We start from the raw sequence: 20,523 nt of genomic DNA, 5'->3' as shown, positions 1-20,523 counted from the left end.
GGGGCCGAGCCCCGTCAGGGGCGCGGGGAACTGCGCGACCAGCCCCCACCGCCCCGCACCGCTCACGAACCCGGCGCTCAAAAACCCGCACCCCTCAAGAACCCGGAGCTCAAGAACCCGGCGTCTCCTGCGGAGCACACCCGCATGACCGCCGCACCACCAGCCGCGACGGAAACAGCTTCAGCCGCTCACGGCGCGAGCCCGCGACCCGCAGACCGTCGTCGAGGACGAGGTCGACCGCAGCGCGGGCCATCGCCGAGCGGTCGGAGGCGATCGTCGTCAGCGGCGGATCGGTGAGTGCCGCTTCCTTGACGTCGTCGAAGCCGGCCACCGCCAGCTCCCCCGGCACATCGATGCGCAGCTCGCGCGCCGCCCGCAGCACGCCGATCGCCTGGTCGTCGGTGGAGCAGAAGATCGCGGGCGGCCGGTTCGGCCCGGCCAGCAGCTCCAGGCCCACCTGGTAGGCGTCGTAGCGGTTGTAGGGCGCCTCGAAGAGCTTGCCCTCGGTGGGGATCCCGGCCTCCTGCATCGCGCGCCGCCAGCCCTCGACGTGGTCGGAGACCGGGTCGCCGACGGACGGGGTCTCCGCGGTGCCGCCGAGGCAGGCGACGTACGCGTAGCCGTGCTCGAGGAGGTGGCGGGTGGCGAGCTGGGCGCCGCCGATGTCGTCCGTGACGACCGCGACGTCGTCGATCAGCTCGGGCCGCTCGTGCAGCAGGACGACCCGGGCGTCCCAGGCCTCGATCTCGGCGGCGGCCTGGTTGTTGAGCGCGTGACTGACCAGGATCAGTCCGGAGACCCGCATGCCGAGGAACGCCCGCAGATAGTGGACCTCGCGCTCGGCCACATAGTCGGAGTTGCCGACCAGCACCATTTTTCCGCGCTCGGCGGCAGCCTGCTCGACCGCGTGCGCCATCTCCCCGAAGAAGGGCTGGCGCGCGTCGGGCACGATCATGCCTATGAGGTCCGTGCGCCGCGAGGCCATGGCCTGGGCAACCCGGTCGGGCCGGTACCCCAGTTCCTTGATCGCTGCGAGAACGCGCTCGCGCGTGGCCGGGGCAACCGGCCTGGGTCCGTTGTTGATGACATAGCTGACGACGGCGGTGGAGGTACCCGCCAGTCGTGCCACATCATCCCGAGTCACCTTGGCCACGCGCGGAGTCTACGCGGATGGAACGCCCCTGGGCAGGGCGTATCCATCTTCGTAACCGTCTGGCTATGCCTCGGCTGTGACCTCGGAAGCCACCACGTGTGCCGTCTCGTCCGCATCCTCCGGCTTTGCCGGGATCGCCGCCGGCCCGGACGTGCCGCCGGCCTTGGCCTTCGCCTCGTCGCTGCCGCCGCCACGCTCGCCCTTTTCCGGCGTGACGAACCGGTAGCCGACGTTCCGCACGGTTCCGATCAGCGACTCGTGCTCCGGACCGAGCTTCGCGCGCAGCCGTCGTACGTGGACGTCGACCGTGCGCGTGCCGCCGAAGTAGTCGTAGCCCCAGACTTCCTGGAGCAGCTGGGCGCGGGTGAAGACCCGGCCCGGGTGCTGCGCGAGGTACTTCAGGAGCTCGAACTCCTTGAAGGTCAGGTCGAGGACCCGGCCCTTGAGCTTGGCGCTGTACGTCGCCTCGTCCACCGAGAGATCGCCGTTGCGGATCTCCATGGGGGAGTCGTCGTTGACGATCTGCTGGCGGCCCATGGCGAGCCGCAGTCGCGCCTCGACCTCCGCCGGACCGGCGGTGTCCAGGAGTACGTCGTCGATGCCCCAGTCGGCGGTGACGGCCGCGAGACCGCCCTCCGTCACGACGAGGATCAGCGGGCAGCCGGGTCCCGTGGAGCGGAGCAGCTGACACAGGCTGCGCACCTGGGGGAGATCGCGGCGGCCGTCGATCAGGATGACGTCGGCACCGGGAGTGTCGACGAGGGCGGGGCCTTCCGCCGGAGCCACTCGCACGTTGTGCAGGAGCAGGCCGAGAGCGGGAAGCACCTCCGTCGACGGCTGAAGGGCATTGGTCAGGAGCAGCAGAGAACTCATCGCGCTCCACCCCCGAGGTCTCGGTTTCGCTCGAGCAGGGGGGACCCCCATGCCAGGGTCGTCTTGCGGTCGTGCACGGTTCGCTCGCCCATAACGTCTGGTTCCTCCTCGGTCCCTGCGAGGACGTTTGCGGCACTGCTCTGTACGTGCGTCTCCCGCGCCCCTGGGAGCCGCTATGCGTTCTTAGGAGCCGTACACCTGCGGTTTCCCGCTTCGTATACAACGCTTCAGAAAGCACAAAAGGACCCGGGGGCTACGCTGCCCGAGTCCTCTTCCCAGCAGAATAGCCCACATGAGCACTGGTCCGGCAGGTCATACGGCGCGTTCCAGCGATCGTCCGCACTCTGAGACGGCACGTCGTACCCGTTTGCGGAGGTTTCTGCGCACGGTCGACGGAGTGACGATCGATGCCGTATACGAACCGGGGAACGTCGTATACGACGGTGGAACGCCGCCTTCCACGGCCTCCCGTGACGCCGCCCCCGCCGCCGGGCGTCCGGCGATCGTGGTCGCGCACGGCTTCACCGGGGACCTGGAACGGCCCCACGTACGGCGCGCCGCGAGCGCCTTCGCGCAGTACGGGGCCGTGGTCACCTTCTCCTTCCGGGGCCACGGCGCCTCCGGCGGGCGCTCCACGGTCGGCGACCGCGAGGTCCTCGATCTGGCGGCGGCGGTGGCGTGGGCACGTGAGCTCGGGCACACCCGCGTGGTCACCGTCGGCTTCTCGATGGGCGGCTCCGTGGTGCTGCGGCACGCGGCGCTGTACGGACCGGAGCACGAGGGGCGCACGCAGGCGCGTACGGACGCGGTGGTTTCGGTGAGTGCGCCGGCCCGCTGGTACTACCGGGGCACGGCGCCCATGCGGCGGCTGCACTGGCTGGTGACCCGGCCGGTGGGGCGGGCGGTGGGCCGCGTCGGCCTGCGCACGCGCATCCACCACCGCGACTGGGACCCGGTGCCGCTCTCCCCGGTCGAGTCGGTCCCGCGGATCGCCCCCACCCCGCTCCTCATCGTGCACGGCGACCGGGACGGCTACTTCCCCGTGGACCACCCGCGGATGCTGGCCGCCGCCGCTCAGGACCACGCCGAGCTGTGGCTGGAGCCCGGTATGGGCCACGCCGAGCACGCGGCGGACGACGCACTCCTGTCCCGCATCGGCGCATGGGCCGCCGCGCACGCCAGCTAGCCTGACCGTGTTCACAAGAACCACTGATTTTCGCAGCAATCGCTGAATCCACTGTTCGCAGCAACCGCTGAGTCCACTGATTGAGGAACGAGATGCCACAGGGCACGGTGCGTTACTGGGCCGCCGCCAAGGCCGCGGCCGGGGTCGCCGAGGAGCCGTACGAGGCGGCCACGCTCGCCGAGGCGCTCGACGCCGCCCGCGAGCGACACCCCGGCGAATTCGTCCGCGTCCTGCGGCGATGCTCGTTCCTCATCGACGGTGACCCGGTGGGCACCCGCGGACATGAGACGGTACGGCTGGCCGAGGGCGGCACGGTCGAGGTGCTCCCGCCGTTCGCAGGAGGGTGACGGGACCTATGAGCAACCAGCCGTATGAGGGGTCGTACGACGGGCCTTACGACGGGCCGTACGAGGGGTACGACCCGCATCAGCACCAGCAGCCCTACGCGCAGCAGCAACAACAACAGCAGCAGCATCAGCAACCGCAGCATCAGCAACCGCAGGCGTGGCCCGGGCAGCAGGCGTACGACGACGCCGCTCAGCAGCAGCAGTACACCCAGCAGTGGCAGGGGCAGACCTGGGAGACGCAGACGCAGAAGCCGGTCTCCGCGGCGGACACCACGTATCTGCCGCAGCAGCAGTACGGGATCGCCGGGCAGCCGCTGCCCCATGAGGCCCCGGCGTACGACCCGTCCGCCCACGCTGCCCATGCCGCACCCGCCGCCCCCGTCGCCCGGAGCACCCCGCAGGCGCCCGCCGAGGGATCCGGCTACGGCCCGGCCACCACCACCGGCAACGCCCGCATCACCGACGCCCAGCGGGCCCGTCTCGAGGGGCGGTCGCCGATCATCGAGCCGGGGATGCAGCCCGCCGCGCTCACCGCGGTGCTCGGGGCCCTGCTGTCCGTGTCGGCCACGATCGGCGAGTACGCCCTCGTCGTCCCCCTGGTGATCCTCCAGGCGGTGACGGCCGCGGGCTGGTTCCGGCTGAACGGCATGTGGCCCGCCCGGCAGGGCATCGCGCTGGCGTTCGCCGGCGCGCTCACCGCCGACGTGGCGCTGCTGGCGGCCGGCCGGGAGAACGCGCCCGCCGCGATCCTCGGCACCCTCGGCGTCTGGGTGCTGCTGACCCTCGTACTCCAGCTGCGCAGCCACGCCGACCCCGACGAGCGGATGTACGGCCTGATGGCGACCGTCACCTCGGCGGCGCTGGCGATCGTGGCGACCGGCCACCTCGCGGCGACGCCGGACGCCGTCACCGTGGGCGCCGCGGCGGTCGCGGTGGCGATCCTGGCGCGTGCGCTGCCCCTGCCGACGGCGGCCTCCGTGGTGGTGGCGCTGCTCGCCGCCGCGGGCGCGGGCGTCGCGGTCGGTGGCGTCACCGACCTGGGCACCCAGGGGGCCTTCCTCGGTCTGGGCGCGGGTGTCTGCGCGCTGATCGGCCACCGGGTCGCCTCCTACGACTACCCGTCCCGCTTCGTCCACATGACGGCGGGCGTGGCCCTTCCGCTGGCGGCCGCGGCTCCGGCGGTCTACCTGCTGGGGCGGGCGCTGGGCTGAGCGCGGGCGCCCCAGCCGGACGCCGGGCTGAGGCGCCGGGCTGAGGCGCCGGGCCGGTGTGCTGGGCCGAGGGGGCGGGCCGTGCCCCAGGCCCGCCCTGTCACAAGTGATCGACAACTCTCCGTATAGCTCCGGCCAGACCTCCGACAGGGTTACGCTCGCGTTTGACGGCCACTCAGGTCGTGTGAGGACGACTTGGTACGACGGCTGAGGCGGGGGACCACCTAGCATGCGAGCACTGCGAATACTCTTGATCATCGCCGTGATCCTGGGCGGTCTGTTCGTCATCGCGGACCGGGTCGCGGTCGGCTTCGCCGAGGATCAGGCGGCCGAGAAGATCAAGACCACCGAGGGCCTGTCCAGCACGCCCGACGTGTCCATCAAGGGCTTCCCCTTCCTCACCCAGGTCGCCGGCGGAGAGCTCGACGACGTCGAACTCGGCATCGAGAACTACGAGGCGGACACGGGCTCCGCCACGAGCGGCACCGGCAAGATCCGCATCGACGACCTGAACGCCGAGATGCACGGTGTGGTCTTCTCCGGCGACTACAGCTCCGCCACCGCCGACAGCGCCACCGGCACGGCGACCATCGCGTACAGCGAGCTGCTCAAGGCCGCGAAGTCCGAGCCGACCAGGGTCGGCCCCGCGCTCACCGCCCGGGTCGTCGGCCTCTCCGACGGCGGCAACGGCAAGATCAAGGTCGAGGTCGAGGCCACCGTCCTCGGCGCCAAGGTGCCGCGCCCCGTCTCCGTGCTGAGCACGGTCACCGTCGAGGGCGACACGGTCAAGGTGCACGCCGACTCCCTGCCCAAGCTGGGTGTCGAGCTGGCCGAGACCGAGATCCGCTCGATCACCGACTTCCAGCAGAAGATCGACGAACTTCCCGGCGGCATCAAGCTCGACAAGGTCGAGGCGGCCAAGGACGGCGTGGAGATCTCGGTGAAGGGTTCGAACGTCAAGCTCGTCGGGTAGGACGTCCCGGGCCCCTCGGGCATCCGCCGGGCCCCCTCGAACGGACAAGTGTCCGAAAGGCGAGACGGCCCCGTCCGCACAGCAGATGCGATGACGCGAACCGAGGCCCGGGAACCGGGCGGACACCGCCCCGGCCCCCTTGGCGTCCCACATCCCGGACGATCGCATCTCATCATGCGACACGCCGGTGACATGCCCGCCTGTCCGTCCCTACGATCGACTCTATGAAGCGACAGGCGGACCTCACGAAGCGGCGGGCAGTAGACCTGTGCCGCGTCGCCGCCATGCTCTGTCGCTCCTTCTGAGCGGAAGCGCAGACTTCCGCATTCCCGAGGCCCCATCGCCAGGGCCCGTGCGCCGCGTCGTACGCCACCAGGCACGAGACGACCGCGCGCAACCCCTCTCTGATGCACACCCCGCCGCACCTGCCCCGGAGGAGAAACAGCATGAGCCGCAGCGACGTCCTGGTCGACGCCGACTGGGTCCAGGACCACCTGGACGACCCGAGCGTGGCCATCGTCGAGGTCGACGAGGACACGTCCGCGTACGAGAAGAACCACATCAGGAACGCGATCCGGATCGACTGGACCAAGGACCTCCAGGACCCGGTCCGCCGTGACTTCATCGACCAGGAGGGCTTCGAGAAGCTCCTGTCGGAGAAGGGCATCGCCAACGACACGCTGGTGGTCCTCTACGGCGGCAACAACAACTGGTTCGCGTCCTACGCCTACTGGTACTTCAAGCTCTACGGCCACGAGAACGTCAAGCTTCTCGACGGCGGCCGCAAGAAGTGGGAGCTCGACTCCCGCGACCTGGTCGCCGAGGTGCCCACCCGCGCCACGACCGACTACAAGGCCAAGGCCCAGAACACCGCGATCCGCGCCTTCCGCGACGACGTCGTGGCGGCCATCGGTTCGCAGAACCTGGTCGACGTCCGCTCGCCCGACGAGTTCAGCGGCAAGCTGCTCGCCCCGGCCCACCTGCCGCAGGAGCAGTCGCAGCGTCCGGGCCACATCCCGAGCGCCCGCAACATCCCGTGGTCGAAGAACGCCAACGACGACGGCACCTTCAAGTCGGACGACGAGCTCAAGGAGCTCTACGTCGAGGAGCAGGTCGACCTCGCCAAGGACACGATCGCGTACTGCCGCATCGGTGAGCGTTCCGCGCTCACCTGGTTCGTGCTGCACGAGCTGCTCGGCGTGGAGAACGTCAAGAACTACGACGGCTCCTGGACCGAGTACGGCAGCCTGGTCGGCGTCCCGATCGAGCTCGGCGCCAACAAGTAACCCTCAAGGCCTGAAGGACGGAAACGAAATATGTGTGGAGCGAAGGCCGGCGGCCCCGACGCCTCGACGATCAAGCCCGGTGAGACCACCATCCAGGGTCAGGTGACGAAGGACGGCGAGCCCGTGGTGGGCTACGTCCGTCTCCTGGACTCCACGGGCGAGTTCACCGCCGAGGTCCCCACCTCGGCGACGGGACAGTTCCGCTTCTACGCCGCGGAGGGCACCTGGACCGTACGCGCCCTGGTGCCGGGCGCCACGGCGGACCGCACGGTCGTCGCCCAGACGGGCGGCCTCGCGGAGGTCGCGATCGCCGTCTGACGGCACCCGCCGACGGCTGAAGGGCCGCACCCCCGGGTTGGACGCTCGGGGTGCGGCCCTTCGGCATGTGCGGGCCTACGCTGGACGTATGTACGCGCGACGGCGGCATGTCTACTTCGCCATGATGGGGACGTGCATCGGCCTCTTCGTCCTGGCCTGGGCAGTCGTGCGGCTCTGGTCGATTCCCGTGGCCGTGGGGATGTGCGTGGTGGCCATGGTGATCCCCCCGCTCGCCGCCATGGTGGCCAACCGGCGAGGCCCCGAGGACCGCTGGTGGGACGACCCGTCGGGGGACCCGAAGTCCGACGAGTGGTGGGACGAGCTGGACGGCAAGAAGCGGCGGCAGTAGAAAGGCGCTCATGGGGCGCACGCGACTGTCCAGCATCGTCTTCGACGTGAGCAACGCGAGCGACGCGCGGGAACTGGCCGGGTTCTACGGGCGGTTGCTCGAGTACGAGGTGCGCTCCGAGGAGCCGGACCGGGTGCTGACCTGACCGCCCGACGGCAGCGGCCCCGCGCTCGCCTTCCAGACCGAGACGGCCCGCGCCCTGGGGCTTGGCGCCACACTCGCCGACCACCAGCCGCAGGACGACGTACGGGTGCTGCTGGACCCGCAGGGCCACCCGTTCTGCCTGTGGGTGCGGACCGCCCCGTGACGCTCCGGACGCTTCAGGCGCCTCAGTAGACGAGCGCCTGGGTCCCGTCCGCCATCGCCTCCTGCACGAACACCTGGGCGCCCGCGATGCGTACGCCGTCCAGGACGTCCTTCTCCGTGATGTCCCGCCGGGCCGCGCACTGCGTGCACAGGGTGAGTTGCCCGCCGGCCAGGACCGAGTCGATCAGGTCGGGCAGCGGGGCGGCGTGCGGCAGTTCGAACTCGGCGGCGCGGCCCGGCAGCGCGAACCACGCGGACTCGCCGGTCAGCCAGAGCGAGACCTCCACCCCGCTGGCCACGGCAACCGCCGCCACGGTGAACGCCTGCGAGCAGCGTTCCGGGGCGTCCGTACCGGCCGTCACCTTGATCACGAGCTTCTTCGCCATGTCCGCATGGTAGTCCGGCCGTTGTCCGAATCGTGATCAAGCCCCGGGCAACCCCGTGAGCGGGCCATGGGTCTCCTGTGCGCGCGGATACGGAATCCACGCTTCGCGTTCTGTGGGGGGACGTCTTGGAAGTCTCGGAAGTACCGGAAAGACCCGAAGCAGCTGACGTACCTGTATCGGCTGACGTACCTGTACCGGCTGAAGCGCCTGTATCAGCTGATGCGCCTGTATTAGCTGAAGCTCCCGAGGCCGCGCCGTCGGCTTCGCGGCGGCGCGGGCGTACGACCTCGCTGATCGCCACGGCCGCCGTCCTCGGTGTCGTCGCCGGTACCTGTACCGGCTTTCTGATCCAGGCCGACCGCGAGCCAACCAGGCTGCCGTCCCTTTCGCAGCCCGTGGTCGCGCAGGCCAAGGGGAAGGGCCCCGAGCCGCTGTCGGCCGCGCGGGACCGCCGGGTCAGGACGGACGGCGACCTGCGCGAGCTGCTGCTCAAGCGGCCGGCCGGGGCGCGCGACACCGCGTACACGCCGGGCCACGACGGCTGGGTGGGACTCGCGGAGTACGCGGAGGGCTTCAAGCAGCCGGCCGGCGCCTTCAGCGGCGCGATCAGTGACGAGTTCCGCCGGTCCGCCGCCACCACCTGGCGCGTGGGCAGCACGTACAACGTCCGGGTCCAGCTCGTGCAGTACCGCCAGGAGGAGAACCTCGCCGCGGCCGACTCCGCCGCCGACCTCCAGTACTGGGCGGAGAAAGAGGCCGGCACCCGCAGCTGGACCGTCCCCGGTACGGGGGACGGCATGGCGTACGTCCACACGACACCGGACGCCAGGCCGGGCTATCAGCCGGTGTACTCGGCCGAGGCGCACGCCTGGCGCGGTGACATCGTCATGCAGCTCTGGGTGTTCGACACCAAGCCGATCCCCAAGGAGAAGATCATGGATCTGGCCGCGCGGCAGATGGGGCGGCTGTGAGCGAGAACCCTGTCGGGCAGAGCCCCGTCACCGGCGGGCTGATCGGGCCCGTCGAGCCGGCCGCCGCGGAGACGGTGGTCCTGCCGGAGGCCGGCACCGCCCCGAAGAAGCCCGTACGCCGTGGCCGTGTCGCCGCCGTCACGGGATCCGTGCTGCTGGCCGCCGCGGTCGTCGCCGGGACCGGCTACACCGTCGTGACCGTCAACGGCGCCGACCGTGACGCGGGCGCGCCCGTCTGGAACCTGCCCAAGGCGAAGAAGGAGGCCACGACGGAGACGGCCGCCTCTTCGGGGCTCGGCGGCATGCTCGTGCCGTACGAGACCGACGGCTTCACCCGGGGGCCGGACCTCGACGAGTTCGGCGCGGACGCGGAGCTGAGCGGCGCCCGGGCCACCGCCCTGCGCAAGGAGTCGCTGCGCGATCTGCCCCGCTCGCAGCGACTCCGGCTGGAGAAGCGGATCGACAAGCAGCGCATCAAGGGCATGGTGATGCGCAGCTACCTCAGCACGTCCCAGGCCGGTAACTCGACGCTCTACGCGGACAAGGCGTTCACGGTGAGCATGGTGCTGTCCCAGCTGGAGAGCCGGGCGGCCGTACGGGACATCTCGACGTTCCAGAACGAGTTCCTCACCGCCCTCGGCGTCCTGCGCAAGGGGCCGAAGGTCGAGGGACACAAGAACGCGCAGTGCTATCTGCCGCCGAAGGACGCGGACGAGAAGCTCGACGCGATGATCTGCTCCGCGTACCAGGGCGACGTGCTGGTCAGCGCCACGGCGTACGGAGCCAAGCCACTGAACGCCAAGGGCGTGGCGATGCTGCTCCGCACCCAGCTCGACCGCATCGCCGAACCGGGGGAGGCGGTATGACCGAGCAGACGGACACGCAGCCCCTCGCACCACCTGTACCCCCAGTTCCCCCTGTTCCCCCCGCTCCTCCCGTCAAAAAAGACCGCCGCGTCCTGCGTGCCGTGCTCCGGTGGAGCGCCGCCGTCGTGGTCTTCGCGGCCGTCGGGGCGGCGTCCGCGTACGGGATCGCGGCGATGGAGCGGACCGATGTGCCGGGGCTCGCGACCGCGTCGGACGGGCGGTGGGAGTACCCGGAGATCGTCAAACCGCCGCTGCCGTCCGGCAGCCCGGGACCGCTCGCCGAGGCGAACAAGGCCGGCACCCACTACGCCGACCTGCGTGCCCTCGTCCTGCCCGCCCCCGAGGGCGCGAAGGAGGACAGGACGCTGCGTGGCGAGGACGGCTGGCTGCCCGCGAAGACCTTCGTCGCGGAGTACGCCGGGAAGGACGACCGCGACACCGTGCGGCAGCTGCTGGCCGACAACGGCCTGCGGCACATCGCCGCCCGCGGCTGGACCACCCAGGACGGCACCCGCACCCGGATCTACCTGCTCCAGTTCGACACCGCGGCGGTCGTGGACGACCTCCTCTCCAGCGAGCTGACCGACTACGACGCCCCGCGGTACGCGCTGCGCGGCGCCGCGCAGCTGAGCCGGGACGAGAAGTTCCCCGAGTCCACCTGGGTCGAGGGCGTCGACCGCGCCGTGTTCGCGGAGACCAGGCCGTACGGGCGCGAACAGGACCGCCAGGCGTATCTCGGCGCCTCCGACACTCTCGCGGTCGTCGTGCAGTCCGGTGCGGGCGGCGCGAAGGCCGTGCCGTTCCAGCAGACGGTGACCCTCCAGAGCCAGATGCTGGGCTGAGCCCGGCAGGGCGTACCTCAAAGGCCCGGCAGGGCGTACCTCAAAGAGAGGGCCGGGCCCCACCCGACTAGAGTGGGGCCCGGCCCTGCACCGCCTTCACCGTGTCACCGAGGAGCACCCCGTGGAGATCTTCTTCGAAACCCTGCTGGTCCTGGTCTGCGTCGGCGTTCTCGCCTTCGCCGGGCTGACCGTGAAGAAGCTGTACCAGGGCCAGCGCTGACCTCCGTCACCGACCGAGTCACCGTCACGGCCGCCCCCCTTCCAGACGTACGAGACTGCTGAGCTGCTCATGATCGAGATCCCGTCCGACCTCCACAAGGACCTCGTCCCCCTTGCCTTCCTGCTGGGCAACTGGGCCGGCGCCGGCGTTCACGACTTCCCCGGCTCCGAGAAGTGCAACTTCGGGCAGGAGGTCAGCTTCACCCACGACGGCCGCGACTTCCTGGAGTACCACTCGCACACCTGGGTGCTCGACGCCGACGGGAACAAGGTCAGGCCGCTGGAGACCGAGTCCGGGTTCTGGCGCGTCGATGCCGCCCGCAAGGTCGAGGCCGTCATGACCCGCGACGACGGCGTCGTCGAGATCTGGTACGGCGAGCTGGCCGCCAAGAAGCCGCAGATCGACCTGGTCACGGACGCGGTCGCGCGCACGGCGGCCGCCGGTCCGTACAGCGGCGGCAAGCGCCTGTACGGCTACGTGAAGAGCGACCTCATGTGGGTCGGCGAGAAGCAGACCCCCGAGGTCGAGCTGCGCCCCTACATGTCGGCGCACCTGAAGAAGGTCGTCACCCCGGAGGACGTCGAGCGCTGGGCGAAGGCCCTGCCGGACGACATGCCGGACGACGGCATCGCCTTCTTCAAGTAGGAGTGATCGCCCTTCAGGTAGGAGTGATCGCTTCAAGCAGCCGTCGCTTTCCTCAAGTCGGCCTAGACTCTGTGGTGTGGTGAGCACCGACTGGAAGAACGATCTGCGGCAGCGCGGCTACCGGCTGACCCCGCAGCGGCAACTTGTGCTCGAAGCCGTGGACAAGCTGGAGCACGCGACCCCCGACGACATCCTCGTGGAAGTGAGGAAGACCGCGTCGGGGGTCAACATTTCCACCGTCTACCGGACCCTCGAGCTCCTGGAGGAGCTGGGGCTGGTCAGCCACGCGCACCTCGGGCACGGCGCGCCCACGTACCACCTCGCCGATCGCCACCATCACATCCACCTCGTGTGCCGGGACTGCACGAACGTCATCGAGGCCGACATCGGGGTGGCCGCCGAGTTCACCGCGAAGCTGCGGGAGACCTTCGGTTTCGACACGGACATGAAGCACTTCGCGATCTTCGGCCGGTGCCAGAACTGCGCACTCAAGAGTTCAACTACCAAGTCGTAGGCTTAGGCGTATGAAGAGCCCCCTGCTGTCCCTGCCCGGCGCCGTTCCCGCCGAGGGAGCGGACGAAGGCGTCGCAGCCCACTACGGTGACCTGTTCCGCGAACAGCGCGCCCTCGCGGGCGGCGCCGGTTTCGTGGATCTCTCGAACCGCGGCGTCGTCACGGTCACCGGCGAGGACCGGCTCAGCTGGCTGCACCTGCTGCTCACCCAGCACGTCAGCGAGCTCCCGGCCCACCGCGCCACCGAGGCGCTGATCCTCTCCGCGCACGGCCATATCGAGCACGCCCTGTACCTGGTCGACGACGGCACGACGACCTGGGCCCACGTGGAGCCCGGCACCCAGGAGGCGCTGATCGCGTACCTGGAGTCGATGAAGTTCTTCTACCGCGTCGAAGTCGCCGACCGGACGGGCGAGTTCGCGGTCGTGCACCTGCCGGCCGGTTCGATCGCCGACGTGCCCGCCGACGTCGTCGTACGGGAGACCGCCTACGGCCGTGACCTGTTCCTGCCCCGCGCCGAGCTGGAGTCGTACGCGGACAGGAGCGGCCCCGCGGCCGGGCTGCTCGCGTACGAGGCGCTGCGCGTCGAGCACCACCGCCCGCGGCTCGGCTTCGAGACCGACCACCGGACCATCCCGCACGAGCTGGGCTGGATCGGCAGCGCGGTCCACCTGGAGAAGGGCTGCTACCGCGGCCAGGAGACGGTCGCCCGGGTCCAGAACCTGGGCAAGCCGCCCCGCCGGCTCGTCTTCCTGCACCTCGACGGCAGCGAGGTCCACCTGCCGCCGCACGGCACCGAGCTGCGCCTCGCGGACGACGGCCCGGACGGCCGCAAGATCGGTTTCGTGACGACGTCCGTACGCCACCACGAGCTGGGCCCGATCGCCCTCGCCCTGGTGAAGCGGAACGTGCCGCTGGACGCACCGCTGGTGGCGGACAACACGGCGGCCGCTCAGGAAGTCGTCGTAGAGCCCTAGAGCCCCGGAGCCCCGGAACCGCAGAGCTTTGGAACCCTGAAGCTCTGCCCTAGTTCTCGATCAGTACGGTGAACGGGCCGTCGTTCGTCAGTGATACGCGCATCTGCGCACCGAACCGGCCCGTCGCCACCGTCGCGCCCAGCGCGCGGAGCCGGGCGACCACCTCGTCGACGAGGGGCTCGGCGACATCGCCGGGCGCGGCCGCGTTCCAGGTGGGGCGGCGCCCCTTTCGGGCGTCCCCGTAGAGAGTGAACTGGCTGATGACGAGCAGCGGCGCGTCGATGTCGCTGCACGACTTCTCGTCGGCCAGCATGCGCACCGACCAGAGCTTGCGGGCCAGCTGGGCCGCCTTCTCCTCGGTGTCGTCGTGCGTGACCCCGACCAGGACACAGAGCCCCTCGCCGTTGATCTCACCGACCGTCTCCGGCCCGTTCTCGCCTTCCACGACGACGCTCGCGCCGTCCACCCTCTGCACCACCGCACGCATGGGGGCCATCATGCCGTGCGGGTGAGCAGACCCCGTCAGGGGGCGTCAGGGGGTTTCCTTAATTAGCCTTAACCCGCCATCTGGGGCCGATCGGGGGCACTCGGTCACATAGCGGCCACTTGGAATGGCACGATGCTCCCACAATCCGGTCGAGGGGACGGTAGAGGCGGATGAGCACACCGATTACGAGTACCGGGCAGTTGCCCGGGGTCGGCACACACAGGCCGCCCGTGCAGCGCACGGACAGCCCCCTGCCCGCGGCTCCGCCCGAGCCCGATCTGTCCGTGCTGCGGCTGCCGGAGCTGCGCACGCTGCGCCGGGACGCCCAGCGGGACGAGGCCGACCTCAGCTATGTGCGGCGGCTGCTCCAGGGGCGTATCGACATCCTGCGGGCCGAGCTGGCGCGCCGCGGTGGGCTCGCGGCACCGGCGGGGGGCACGCCGGCGGGGGTCATGGAGCGGCTTTCGGAGATCCTCACGGACGCGCCCGCCCGGCAGCGTTCGTCGGCCCGCCATGTGACGGTGGGCACGCCGCACGGCGAGGAGCCCCGGCGACTGGCGTCCGAGATGCTCGCCGAGGTCGAGCTGTCGGACCTGGAAGCACGGACGGACGACGAGCTGGGCGCGGGAATGGGCCGCCTCGTGCGCTACGAGCGGCAGGTCTCCCGCAGCCGCCAGCAGCTCCAGCGCACGGCGGACGATTGCAGCGCCGAGATCGCCCGCAGGTACCGTGAAGGGGAAGCACAAGTAGACGACCTGCTCATGTGACAAGGCGGGCCCCGGCGATCCCGGGCCCGCCCGTGGCCACTGCGGCCCCGGGAATTCCGGCGGCCGCGGCGCCGGGCCCGGAGGGAGACCTTCGCGCCAGGCGGCCGGAGGGAGACCTCCGGCCCGCCCGGGAGACCGGGTCGGCCCGCCGCCCGGGCAGGTCCCGTCCCGTCCCGGAAGGCCACCGCCGATGTCCGCCCCTGCCACGCCCGCGATACCCGCCGCTCCCGCCGTGTCCGCCGTACCGCCCGTCCTCGCGGAGGTCGTGCGTTCCGGCTTCGTCGAGGGGCGGCACCGGGGGAGCCTGGTGCTGCTGGCCGCGGACGGCTCCGTGGAGCTGGCGCTCGGCGATGTGACGGCTCCCGTCTTCCCCCGCTCGTCCAACAAGCCGATGCAGGCCGCGGGCATCCTGCGGGCCGGCCTGGAACTGGACGGGGAGCGCCTCGCGATCGCGGCCGCGAGCCACTCGGGCGAGACCTTCCACCGGGACCTGGTCCAGAAGATGCTGGCCGAGCACGGGCTGAGCGCGGCGCAGCTCCAGTGCCCGCCGGACCTGCCGCTGGACGGGGTGGAGACCGAGGCGTACCTGGCCGCGGGCGCCGTCCGCGACCGCGTCACCATGAACTGCTCCGGCAAGCACACGGCGATGCTCGCGGTGTCCGCGCTGCGGGGCTGGCCGCTGGACTCGTACCTGGACCCGGCCCACCCCTTGCAGCAGCTGATCCACACCGTGGTGGAGGAGGCGGCGGGCGAGCCGGTCGCGGCGGTGGGCACCGACGGCTGCGGCGCCCCCCTCATGGCGATCACCCTGACGGGCCTGGCGCGCGCCTTCCGCTCCTTCGTGCTGGCGGCCGACGGCACCGCCGAACGCCGCGTCGCCGACGCGATGCGCGCCCACCCCGAGTACGTCGCGGGCACGCGCCGCCCCGACACCTGGCTGATGCGTGAGCTGCCGGGCGCCCTGTCCAAGATGGGCGCGGAGGCGGTCCAGGCGGTGGCCCTGCCGGACGGCCGGGCGCTGGCGTTCAAGGTGGACGACGGGGCGACGCGCGCGCTGGGGCCGGTTCTGGCGCGGGCGCTCGCTCTCATGGGCGTGGCCGCGCCGGTGGTGGCCCGGATCGGGGCGGCGCCGCTGCTCGGCGGCGGGCGCGAGGTGGGGGAGATCCGGGCGGCGTTCTGACCCCGGCCCGTCATGGGCGGCAGCACTCAGAGGACGGGACGGGGACGGGACAGGGAGGGCGGCCGGGGAGGCGGGGTGCAAAATTCCCGCGACACCCCATCGCCGTACGCCTAGCGTGACCGTATGAGCCGCCCCGACGACATCGACGTACGCCCGATCGCCGAGGCCGAGACAGCCGACTGGATCCGCGCCCTCAACACCGGTTTCCTGCGCTCCCCGGAGGTCTCGGAACGCGAGGTCGCGGACCGGAGCTCGTACCTCGTCCCGGCCCGCACCCTGGGTGCCTTCGACAACGGCCGCTGCGTCGCGACGTTCAGATCGTTCCCGCAGGAGCTCACCGCGGTGGGCGGCGCCTCCGTCCCCGCCGACGCGATCTCCAACGTCACCGTCACCGCCACGCACCGCCGCCGCGGCCTGCTCACCCGCATGATGGCCCAGGACCTCGCGGCCGCGAAGGAGCGCGGGGACGTCGTCGCCACCCTCATCGCCGCCGAGTACCCGATCTACGGGCGCTACGGCTTCGGCGCCGCCACCCACTCCACCGAGTGGACGATCGACGTGCCGAGGACCGGTCTCGACCCCCGCTGGTCGGGCCCCGGGGACGGCGGCCGCATCGACCTCGTCGACGGCGAGGACGTCCGCAAGGCCGGCCCGGAGCTGCACGAGCGGCTCAGGCGTACCCAGCCCGGCGCGGTCAGCCGCGACGAGCGCTGGTGGCAGGTCCACACGGGCGTCGTGCGCCTGGACCGCTCACCGTGGACGGAGCCCTTCTACGCCGTGTACCGCTCGGCGTCCGGCGAGGTCGAGGGCCTGGTGTCGTACGAGTGCGACGACCACTGGGGCGACGCCAAGCAGCCCCAGAACACGGCGAAGGTGAACTGGCTGATCGCGACGACCCCGGCCGCGGAGCGCGCCCTGTGGCACTACCTGTGCTCCATCGACTGGATCACGAAGGTCAGGACGGGCTGGCGGGCCCCCGACGACCTGCTGCCGCACTTCCTGCCCGATCCCCGCGCCGCCCGCGTCACCACGCACGCGGACTGGCTGTGGGTGCGGATCCTGGATGTCGTACGGGCGCTGGAGGCGCGTACGTACGACGGGTCGGGGACGCTCGTACTGGACGTCGTGGACCGGCACGGACTGGCCGGCGGGCGGTACCGGCTGACGGTGGGGCCGGACGGGGCGGTCTGCGAGCCGACCACGCGGGATGCCGGACTCACGCTGGACGTGGGCGAGTTGGCGGCGCTGTGGCTGGGCGACGCGTCGGCGGTGCGGCTGGCCGCGCTCGGCCGGGTGCGGGAACAGCAAGAGGGCGCCGCCTCCGTTGCCGACGCCCTGCTGCGAACGTCCGGGCGACCGTGGTGCCCGGACATGTTCTGATCCCGGGTGGGCGGTGCTCTCCTTCCGTGCGGGTGCCTGCCGGTTCGGGATCGCGTTCGTATCCGTAGCTATGCGGTTGTGGCTGTGCGGTGGTGCTCCCGTATGCGGTTGTGGCTGTGCCAGTGGTGCGTACGCCGTATGAAGTTGTGGCTGTGCGGGCCGACCGAGCTCCCGGCTCCCCTCCGGAAGGGAGCCCGGTCAGCGGGGCTGCCGGACGGTTGTCACGTGCGTCGCCCGCGATAACCAACCCTCGGAAGTGTGACCATGTTGCTCAAGTTGGCGACCAACTCCATTTGACTTATCTCCGATTGGGGACGTCTCATAACCACCTTTCACTGAACTGCCCAAAGATGGCGCGAAGTTGTACTGTTTTGTCGTGGACCCGGAACATGCCTCCGTCAAGGGGCGGAAGAGGTCACGACAGCCACAGGCGTCACATCGCGAGGTGGCCGACGAGCTGCGCAGCCGGATCAGGTCCGGAGTGCTGCGGCCGGGACAGCGCATGCCCACGCAGGCCAGGCTGGCGGACGAGTTCGGGGTGGAGCGTGGGGCTGTACGGGAGGCGCTGCGCATCCTTCAGGCGGAGCGGCTGCTTTCCAATGTTTCGAAGGGCAGCCCGGCGACCGTCGCTCAGAACATAGGCGGTGTGCCGACCGGGCCCGAAACTCCGCCGCAGCCCACGATGGTGGCGCTCGCCCCGCGGGTGTCGGCGGCCTTCGCGGTCCCGCACGTGGAGATAGACGCCCTGTGCCTGACCTCGGTCTCGCTGACGCTCGCGATGAGCGAGCCGTTGCGCGAGATTCACGCGGGACGTATAAAACCGGCCAAGGTCGATGTCCGGGTGCTGCTGCCGAGCCGCGAGATCGACCTGGCGTTCCCGGCACCCGTGGACGCGTCGCACAACGGCCGGCTCCAGCGCCGCTGGCTGACCCAGCGCAACGCCCAGGGGCAGGTGCTCCGGCACAACCTGCTGGCGCTGCGGGCCACGCACGGCGTGGACGTCCACGTGTCCTTCCGGGCCCTCCCCTTCACCCCGCCCGTGAAGCTCTACCTGCTGGGCGAGTCGGAGGCGCTGTTCGCGTACTACACGCTGACGCGGCGCGGCGAGGAGATCGACCACGAGTACCTGGAGATGTACGACGCCGAAGGCACGCAGTCCATGCTGTTCGCCTTCGCGCAGGGGGCGAGCCTGCGGGACACGACGTTCGTGGAGCAGTCGCACCTGTGGTTCAACGCGCTGTGGGAGACGATCAGTTCGGAACTGGAGTTCACGAACTAGGCGCTGTCACAGCGCGGGGCCGGCGACCGTCAGCGCGAGGACGACGGCGCCGATGGAGCTGCACGTGGGGTTCTTGGCCTTGACGCCGATGCTGAGCAGCAGCAGGCCGACGACACCGCTCGCACCGTAGCGCCACTGGACGATCTGCTCGAATCCGACGACGAAGACGGCGGTGAGGAGGGCGATGACGGGCATGGTGGTACCTCCTTCTGCGGGGTTGAGGTGGAGGCAAACCCTCCGCCAACTCTGCTAAGTTGGCAACCAACTATGGTGAAGTTATCCCCAGTTGGTACCTACTCATAAACAACTTTCAAACAACTGCCCATAGATGGACCGAAGTTGTAGCGTTTGGTCGTGACTCAGGAGAACGTTGCAGTGAACGGCAGCAGAAGGCTCTCGCCCCAGGAGATCGCCGACACCCTGCGGGACCGCATCCGCGCCGGCGACCTGAAGGCGGGCGACCGCCTGCCGACCCAGGCCGAACTGGCGGAGGAGTTCGGCGTGGAACGCGGCACGGTCCGCCAGGCCCTGCGCGCACTCCAGGAGGACGGCCTGCTGAGCAACGTCAGCAAGGGGAGCCCGCCGCGGATCGCGGAGGTCACGCCCACCCGTGACGAACCTCAGCCGACGATGGTGGGCCTGGCCCCCCGGCTCACGGCGGCGTTCGGGGTCCCGCACGTCCATGTGGACGCGGCCTGCCTGACCGCCGAGACGCTGATGCTGGCGCTCGGCGAACCGGTCCGCCAGATCCATGAGGGCCGGCTCCGCCCGGAGTCGATCGACGTCCGCATCCTGCTCCCGTCCCGCGACATCAACCTCGCGTTCCCGATCCAGGTCGACGGCCGCACCGAGGGCGACCCCGTCCACAAGCGCTGGCTGGAGCAGCGCAACGCCCAGGGGCATGTCCTGCGCCACAACCTCCAGGCCCTGCGCTCCTCGCACGGCATCGACGTCCGGGTGACCTTCCGCGCCCTGCCGTTCACCCCGCCGGTGAAGCTGTACCTGCTCAACGAGGAAGAGGCGCTGATCGCCTACTACATGCTGACGAAGCGGGAGGAGGAGGTGGAGAGCCGGACCCTGGAGATGTACGACGCCCTCGGCTCCAAGTCCCTGCTCTTCTCCTTCGAGAGCCGGGTGGGCCAGCGGGACGCCGCGTTCGTGGACCAATCCCAGAAGTGGTTCAACGCCCTCTGGGAAACCATCACGACGGACCTGACACTCTCTTAGTGACTTCTGATGCGACGCAGACTGAACTGGTGACAGCAGAGACCGAGAAACTGCGAGAACTGATCACGCGGGCCCGTTTCGTCCTCTTCGACTTCGATGGGCCGATCTGTCGGCTGTTCGCGGGGCACAAGGCGGAGCGGGTGGCGGTCGAGCTCGTGGAGTGGCTCGAAGGCCGGGGCCTGCACGCCCTGTTGTCGGAGACGGAACGCGAGGCTCTGGACCCGCACATAGTCCTGCGCGCGGTGGACCGCAGACACCCCGGCAGCGACCTGGTGGCCGAGCTGGAGGAACGTCTCACCAAGCAGGAACTCCGCGCGGCGTCCTCGGCCATGCCCACGGCGTACGCGGACCCCCTGATCCGCACCTGGACGGCGGTCGGCGCCCGACTCGCCATCGCCACGAACAACTCTCCGCGGGTGGCCCGCAAGTACGTGGCGAGCCGTGGCCTCAGCGCGTGCTTCGCCCCGCACATCTACGGCCGCACCCAGGACCTGCACCTTCTGAAGCCGGATCCGCACTGCCTCAACCGCGCGCTGAACGCGATGGGCGCCGCTCCGTCCGCGTCCTTGATGATCGGCGACACCCCTTCGGACTACTTCGCCGCACAGCGGGCGGGCGTTCCCTTCCTGGGCTACGCGCGCAACGACCGCAAGGAGAAGCTCCTGAAGGAGGCCGGCGCCGAGGAGATCGTGGGGTCGCTGGAGCTGGTGCTGCGCGTCCTCAGGGAGCAGTCCGCTTCCGCCCGGCCGTGAGCGCCCGCCGCCGCCGTCGGTGACCGGGG

26 protein-coding genes and 1 pseudogene are annotated in these 20,523 nt (G+C 70.5%); 22 read left to right on the top strand and 5 right to left on the bottom strand.

The features are described from left to right. Nucleotides 1–109: 109 nt before the first annotated feature. Complete coding sequence (locus SAVERM_RS20840) at nt 110–1,153, bottom strand: LacI family DNA-binding transcriptional regulator (RefSeq protein WP_010985472.1); 1,044 nt, start codon at nt 1,151–1,153, stop codon at nt 110–112. 63 nt (nt 1,154–1,216) lie between these two features. Next, nucleotides 1,217–2,026, bottom strand: a complete 810-nt coding sequence (locus SAVERM_RS20835) for a response regulator transcription factor (RefSeq protein ID WP_010985471.1) — start codon at nt 2,024–2,026, stop codon at nt 1,217–1,219. 292 nt (nt 2,027–2,318) lie between these two features. Between SAVERM_RS20835 and SAVERM_RS20830 the strand changes: the two genes are divergently transcribed. The 10 genes and pseudogenes from SAVERM_RS20830 to SAVERM_RS45600 all read left to right on the top strand — a co-directional run. Beyond that, nucleotides 2,319–3,212, top strand: coding sequence for an alpha/beta hydrolase (locus SAVERM_RS20830; RefSeq protein ID WP_010985470.1), 894 nt, complete (start codon nt 2,319–2,321; stop codon nt 3,210–3,212). 92 nt (nt 3,213–3,304) lie between these two features. After that, the gene (locus SAVERM_RS20825; RefSeq protein ID WP_010985469.1) at nt 3,305–3,559 is read left to right on the top strand and encodes a MoaD/ThiS family protein; all 255 of its coding nucleotides are present in this window, start codon (nt 3,305–3,307) and stop codon (nt 3,557–3,559) included. Between the two features lie 8 nt (nt 3,560–3,567). Then, on the top strand, nt 3,568–4,770 hold the full coding sequence (locus SAVERM_RS20820; protein WP_037650793.1) for a hypothetical protein: 1,203 nt from the start codon (nt 3,568–3,570) through the stop codon (nt 4,768–4,770). Between the two features lie 229 nt (nt 4,771–4,999). After that, nucleotides 5,000–5,743, top strand: a complete 744-nt coding sequence (locus tag SAVERM_RS20815; protein WP_010985467.1) for an LmeA family phospholipid-binding protein — start codon at nt 5,000–5,002, stop codon at nt 5,741–5,743. A 224-nt stretch (nt 5,744–5,967) separates the two neighbouring features. Continuing rightward, on the top strand, nt 5,968–6,048 hold the full coding sequence (locus SAVERM_RS45955) for a putative leader peptide (protein ID WP_351515640.1): 81 nt from the start codon (nt 5,968–5,970) through the stop codon (nt 6,046–6,048). Between the two features lie 141 nt (nt 6,049–6,189). Beyond that, complete coding sequence (locus tag SAVERM_RS20810; RefSeq protein WP_010985466.1) at nt 6,190–7,029, top strand: sulfurtransferase; 840 nt, start codon at nt 6,190–6,192, stop codon at nt 7,027–7,029. 30 nt (nt 7,030–7,059) lie between these two features. Then, nucleotides 7,060–7,347 carry a DUF1416 domain-containing protein gene (locus SAVERM_RS20805; protein ID WP_010985465.1) on the top strand — a complete coding sequence of 96 codons (288 nt, stop codon included), beginning with the start codon at nt 7,060–7,062 and terminating at the stop codon, nt 7,345–7,347. An 88-nt stretch (nt 7,348–7,435) separates the two neighbouring features. Then, entirely contained in the window at nt 7,436–7,696 is a 261-nt protein-coding gene (locus tag SAVERM_RS20800) for a DUF3099 domain-containing protein (protein ID WP_037650795.1), read from the top strand. A gap of 10 nt (nt 7,697–7,706) precedes the next feature. Further along, on the top strand, nt 7,707–7,841 hold the full coding sequence (locus SAVERM_RS45605) for a VOC family protein (protein ID WP_306292866.1): 135 nt from the start codon (nt 7,707–7,709) through the stop codon (nt 7,839–7,841). Nucleotides 7,842–7,886: 45 nt separating this feature from the next. Further along, a pseudogene (locus tag SAVERM_RS45600) lies at nt 7,887–8,003 on the top strand (VOC family protein); the annotation flags it as partial. 22 nt (nt 8,004–8,025) lie between these two features. Here the strand turns inward: SAVERM_RS45600 and SAVERM_RS20790 are convergent. Next, nucleotides 8,026–8,388 carry a DsrE family protein gene (locus tag SAVERM_RS20790; protein WP_037650797.1) on the bottom strand — a complete coding sequence of 121 codons (363 nt, stop codon included), beginning with the start codon at nt 8,386–8,388 and terminating at the stop codon, nt 8,026–8,028. A gap of 395 nt (nt 8,389–8,783) precedes the next feature. Between SAVERM_RS20790 and SAVERM_RS20785 the strand changes: the two genes are divergently transcribed. From SAVERM_RS20785 to ygfZ, 6 genes are all read left to right on the top strand, one after another. After that, nucleotides 8,784–9,359, top strand: coding sequence for a hypothetical protein (locus SAVERM_RS20785; RefSeq protein ID WP_306292867.1), 576 nt, complete (start codon nt 8,784–8,786; stop codon nt 9,357–9,359). A gap of 74 nt (nt 9,360–9,433) precedes the next feature. Further along, entirely contained in the window at nt 9,434–10,225 is a 792-nt protein-coding gene (locus tag SAVERM_RS43755; protein WP_010985461.1) for a hypothetical protein, read from the top strand. Further along, the gene (locus SAVERM_RS20775) at nt 10,222–11,067 is read left to right on the top strand and encodes a hypothetical protein (RefSeq protein ID WP_010985460.1); all 846 of its coding nucleotides are present in this window, start codon (nt 10,222–10,224) and stop codon (nt 11,065–11,067) included. The genes SAVERM_RS43755 and SAVERM_RS20775 overlap by 4 nt, the downstream gene beginning before the upstream one ends. A gap of 289 nt (nt 11,068–11,356) precedes the next feature. After that, complete coding sequence (locus SAVERM_RS20770) at nt 11,357–11,932, top strand: heme-binding beta-barrel domain-containing protein (protein ID WP_010985459.1); 576 nt, start codon at nt 11,357–11,359, stop codon at nt 11,930–11,932. 76 nt (nt 11,933–12,008) lie between these two features. After that, nucleotides 12,009–12,446: a Fur family transcriptional regulator gene (locus SAVERM_RS20765; RefSeq protein ID WP_010985458.1), complete on the top strand. Its 438-nt coding sequence runs from the start codon at nt 12,009–12,011 to the stop codon at nt 12,444–12,446. Between the two features lie 10 nt (nt 12,447–12,456). After that, nucleotides 12,457–13,422, top strand: a complete 966-nt coding sequence (gene ygfZ / locus SAVERM_RS20760; RefSeq protein ID WP_010985457.1) for a CAF17-like 4Fe-4S cluster assembly/insertion protein YgfZ — start codon at nt 12,457–12,459, stop codon at nt 13,420–13,422. A gap of 49 nt (nt 13,423–13,471) precedes the next feature. On the opposite strand, the gene dtd is transcribed toward ygfZ, so the two are convergent. After that, nucleotides 13,472–13,909, bottom strand: a complete 438-nt coding sequence (dtd, locus tag SAVERM_RS20755) for a D-aminoacyl-tRNA deacylase (protein ID WP_010985456.1) — start codon at nt 13,907–13,909, stop codon at nt 13,472–13,474. A gap of 170 nt (nt 13,910–14,079) precedes the next feature. Between dtd and SAVERM_RS20750 the strand changes: the two genes are divergently transcribed. The 4 genes from SAVERM_RS20750 (at nt 14,080) to SAVERM_RS20735 (ending at nt 18,515) form a co-directional block, all read left to right on the top strand. After that, nucleotides 14,080–14,676: an RsiG family protein gene (locus SAVERM_RS20750; RefSeq protein ID WP_010985455.1), complete on the top strand. Its 597-nt coding sequence runs from the start codon at nt 14,080–14,082 to the stop codon at nt 14,674–14,676. A 190-nt stretch (nt 14,677–14,866) separates the two neighbouring features. Next, on the top strand, nt 14,867–15,856 hold the full coding sequence (locus SAVERM_RS20745) for an asparaginase (protein ID WP_010985454.1): 990 nt from the start codon (nt 14,867–14,869) through the stop codon (nt 15,854–15,856). Nucleotides 15,857–15,979: 123 nt separating this feature from the next. Further along, nucleotides 15,980–17,236 carry a GNAT family N-acetyltransferase gene (locus SAVERM_RS20740; RefSeq protein WP_010985453.1) on the top strand — a complete coding sequence of 419 codons (1,257 nt, stop codon included), beginning with the start codon at nt 15,980–15,982 and terminating at the stop codon, nt 17,234–17,236. Nucleotides 17,237–17,612: 376 nt separating this feature from the next. Then, the gene (locus tag SAVERM_RS20735; protein ID WP_107082969.1) at nt 17,613–18,515 is read left to right on the top strand and encodes a winged helix-turn-helix domain-containing protein; all 903 of its coding nucleotides are present in this window, start codon (nt 17,613–17,615) and stop codon (nt 18,513–18,515) included. A gap of 6 nt (nt 18,516–18,521) precedes the next feature. Here the strand turns inward: SAVERM_RS20735 and SAVERM_RS20730 are convergent, their stop codons facing one another. Beyond that, nucleotides 18,522–18,710 (bottom strand): hypothetical protein, encoded by a 189-nt coding sequence (locus SAVERM_RS20730; RefSeq protein WP_010985451.1) that lies wholly within the window; start codon nt 18,708–18,710, stop codon nt 18,522–18,524. A 180-nt stretch (nt 18,711–18,890) separates the two neighbouring features. Here SAVERM_RS20730 and SAVERM_RS20725 point away from each other — a divergent pair, with 180 nt between their 5' ends. Both SAVERM_RS20725 and SAVERM_RS20720 read left to right on the top strand, forming a co-directional pair. Further along, the gene (locus SAVERM_RS20725) at nt 18,891–19,742 is read left to right on the top strand and encodes a GntR family transcriptional regulator (RefSeq protein ID WP_171033173.1); all 852 of its coding nucleotides are present in this window, start codon (nt 18,891–18,893) and stop codon (nt 19,740–19,742) included. A 29-nt stretch (nt 19,743–19,771) separates the two neighbouring features. Beyond that, nucleotides 19,772–20,494, top strand: coding sequence for an HAD family hydrolase (locus SAVERM_RS20720; protein WP_242432113.1), 723 nt, complete (start codon nt 19,772–19,774; stop codon nt 20,492–20,494). The last annotated feature ends 29 nt before the right edge of the window (nt 20,495–20,523 follow it).

The sequence above is a fragment of the Streptomyces avermitilis MA-4680 = NBRC 14893 genome (assembly GCF_000009765.2).
GTDB classification, from domain to species: Bacteria; Actinomycetota; Actinomycetes; order Streptomycetales; family Streptomycetaceae; genus Streptomyces; species Streptomyces avermitilis.
This window is presented reverse-complemented; position numbering and strand designations above follow the sequence as displayed.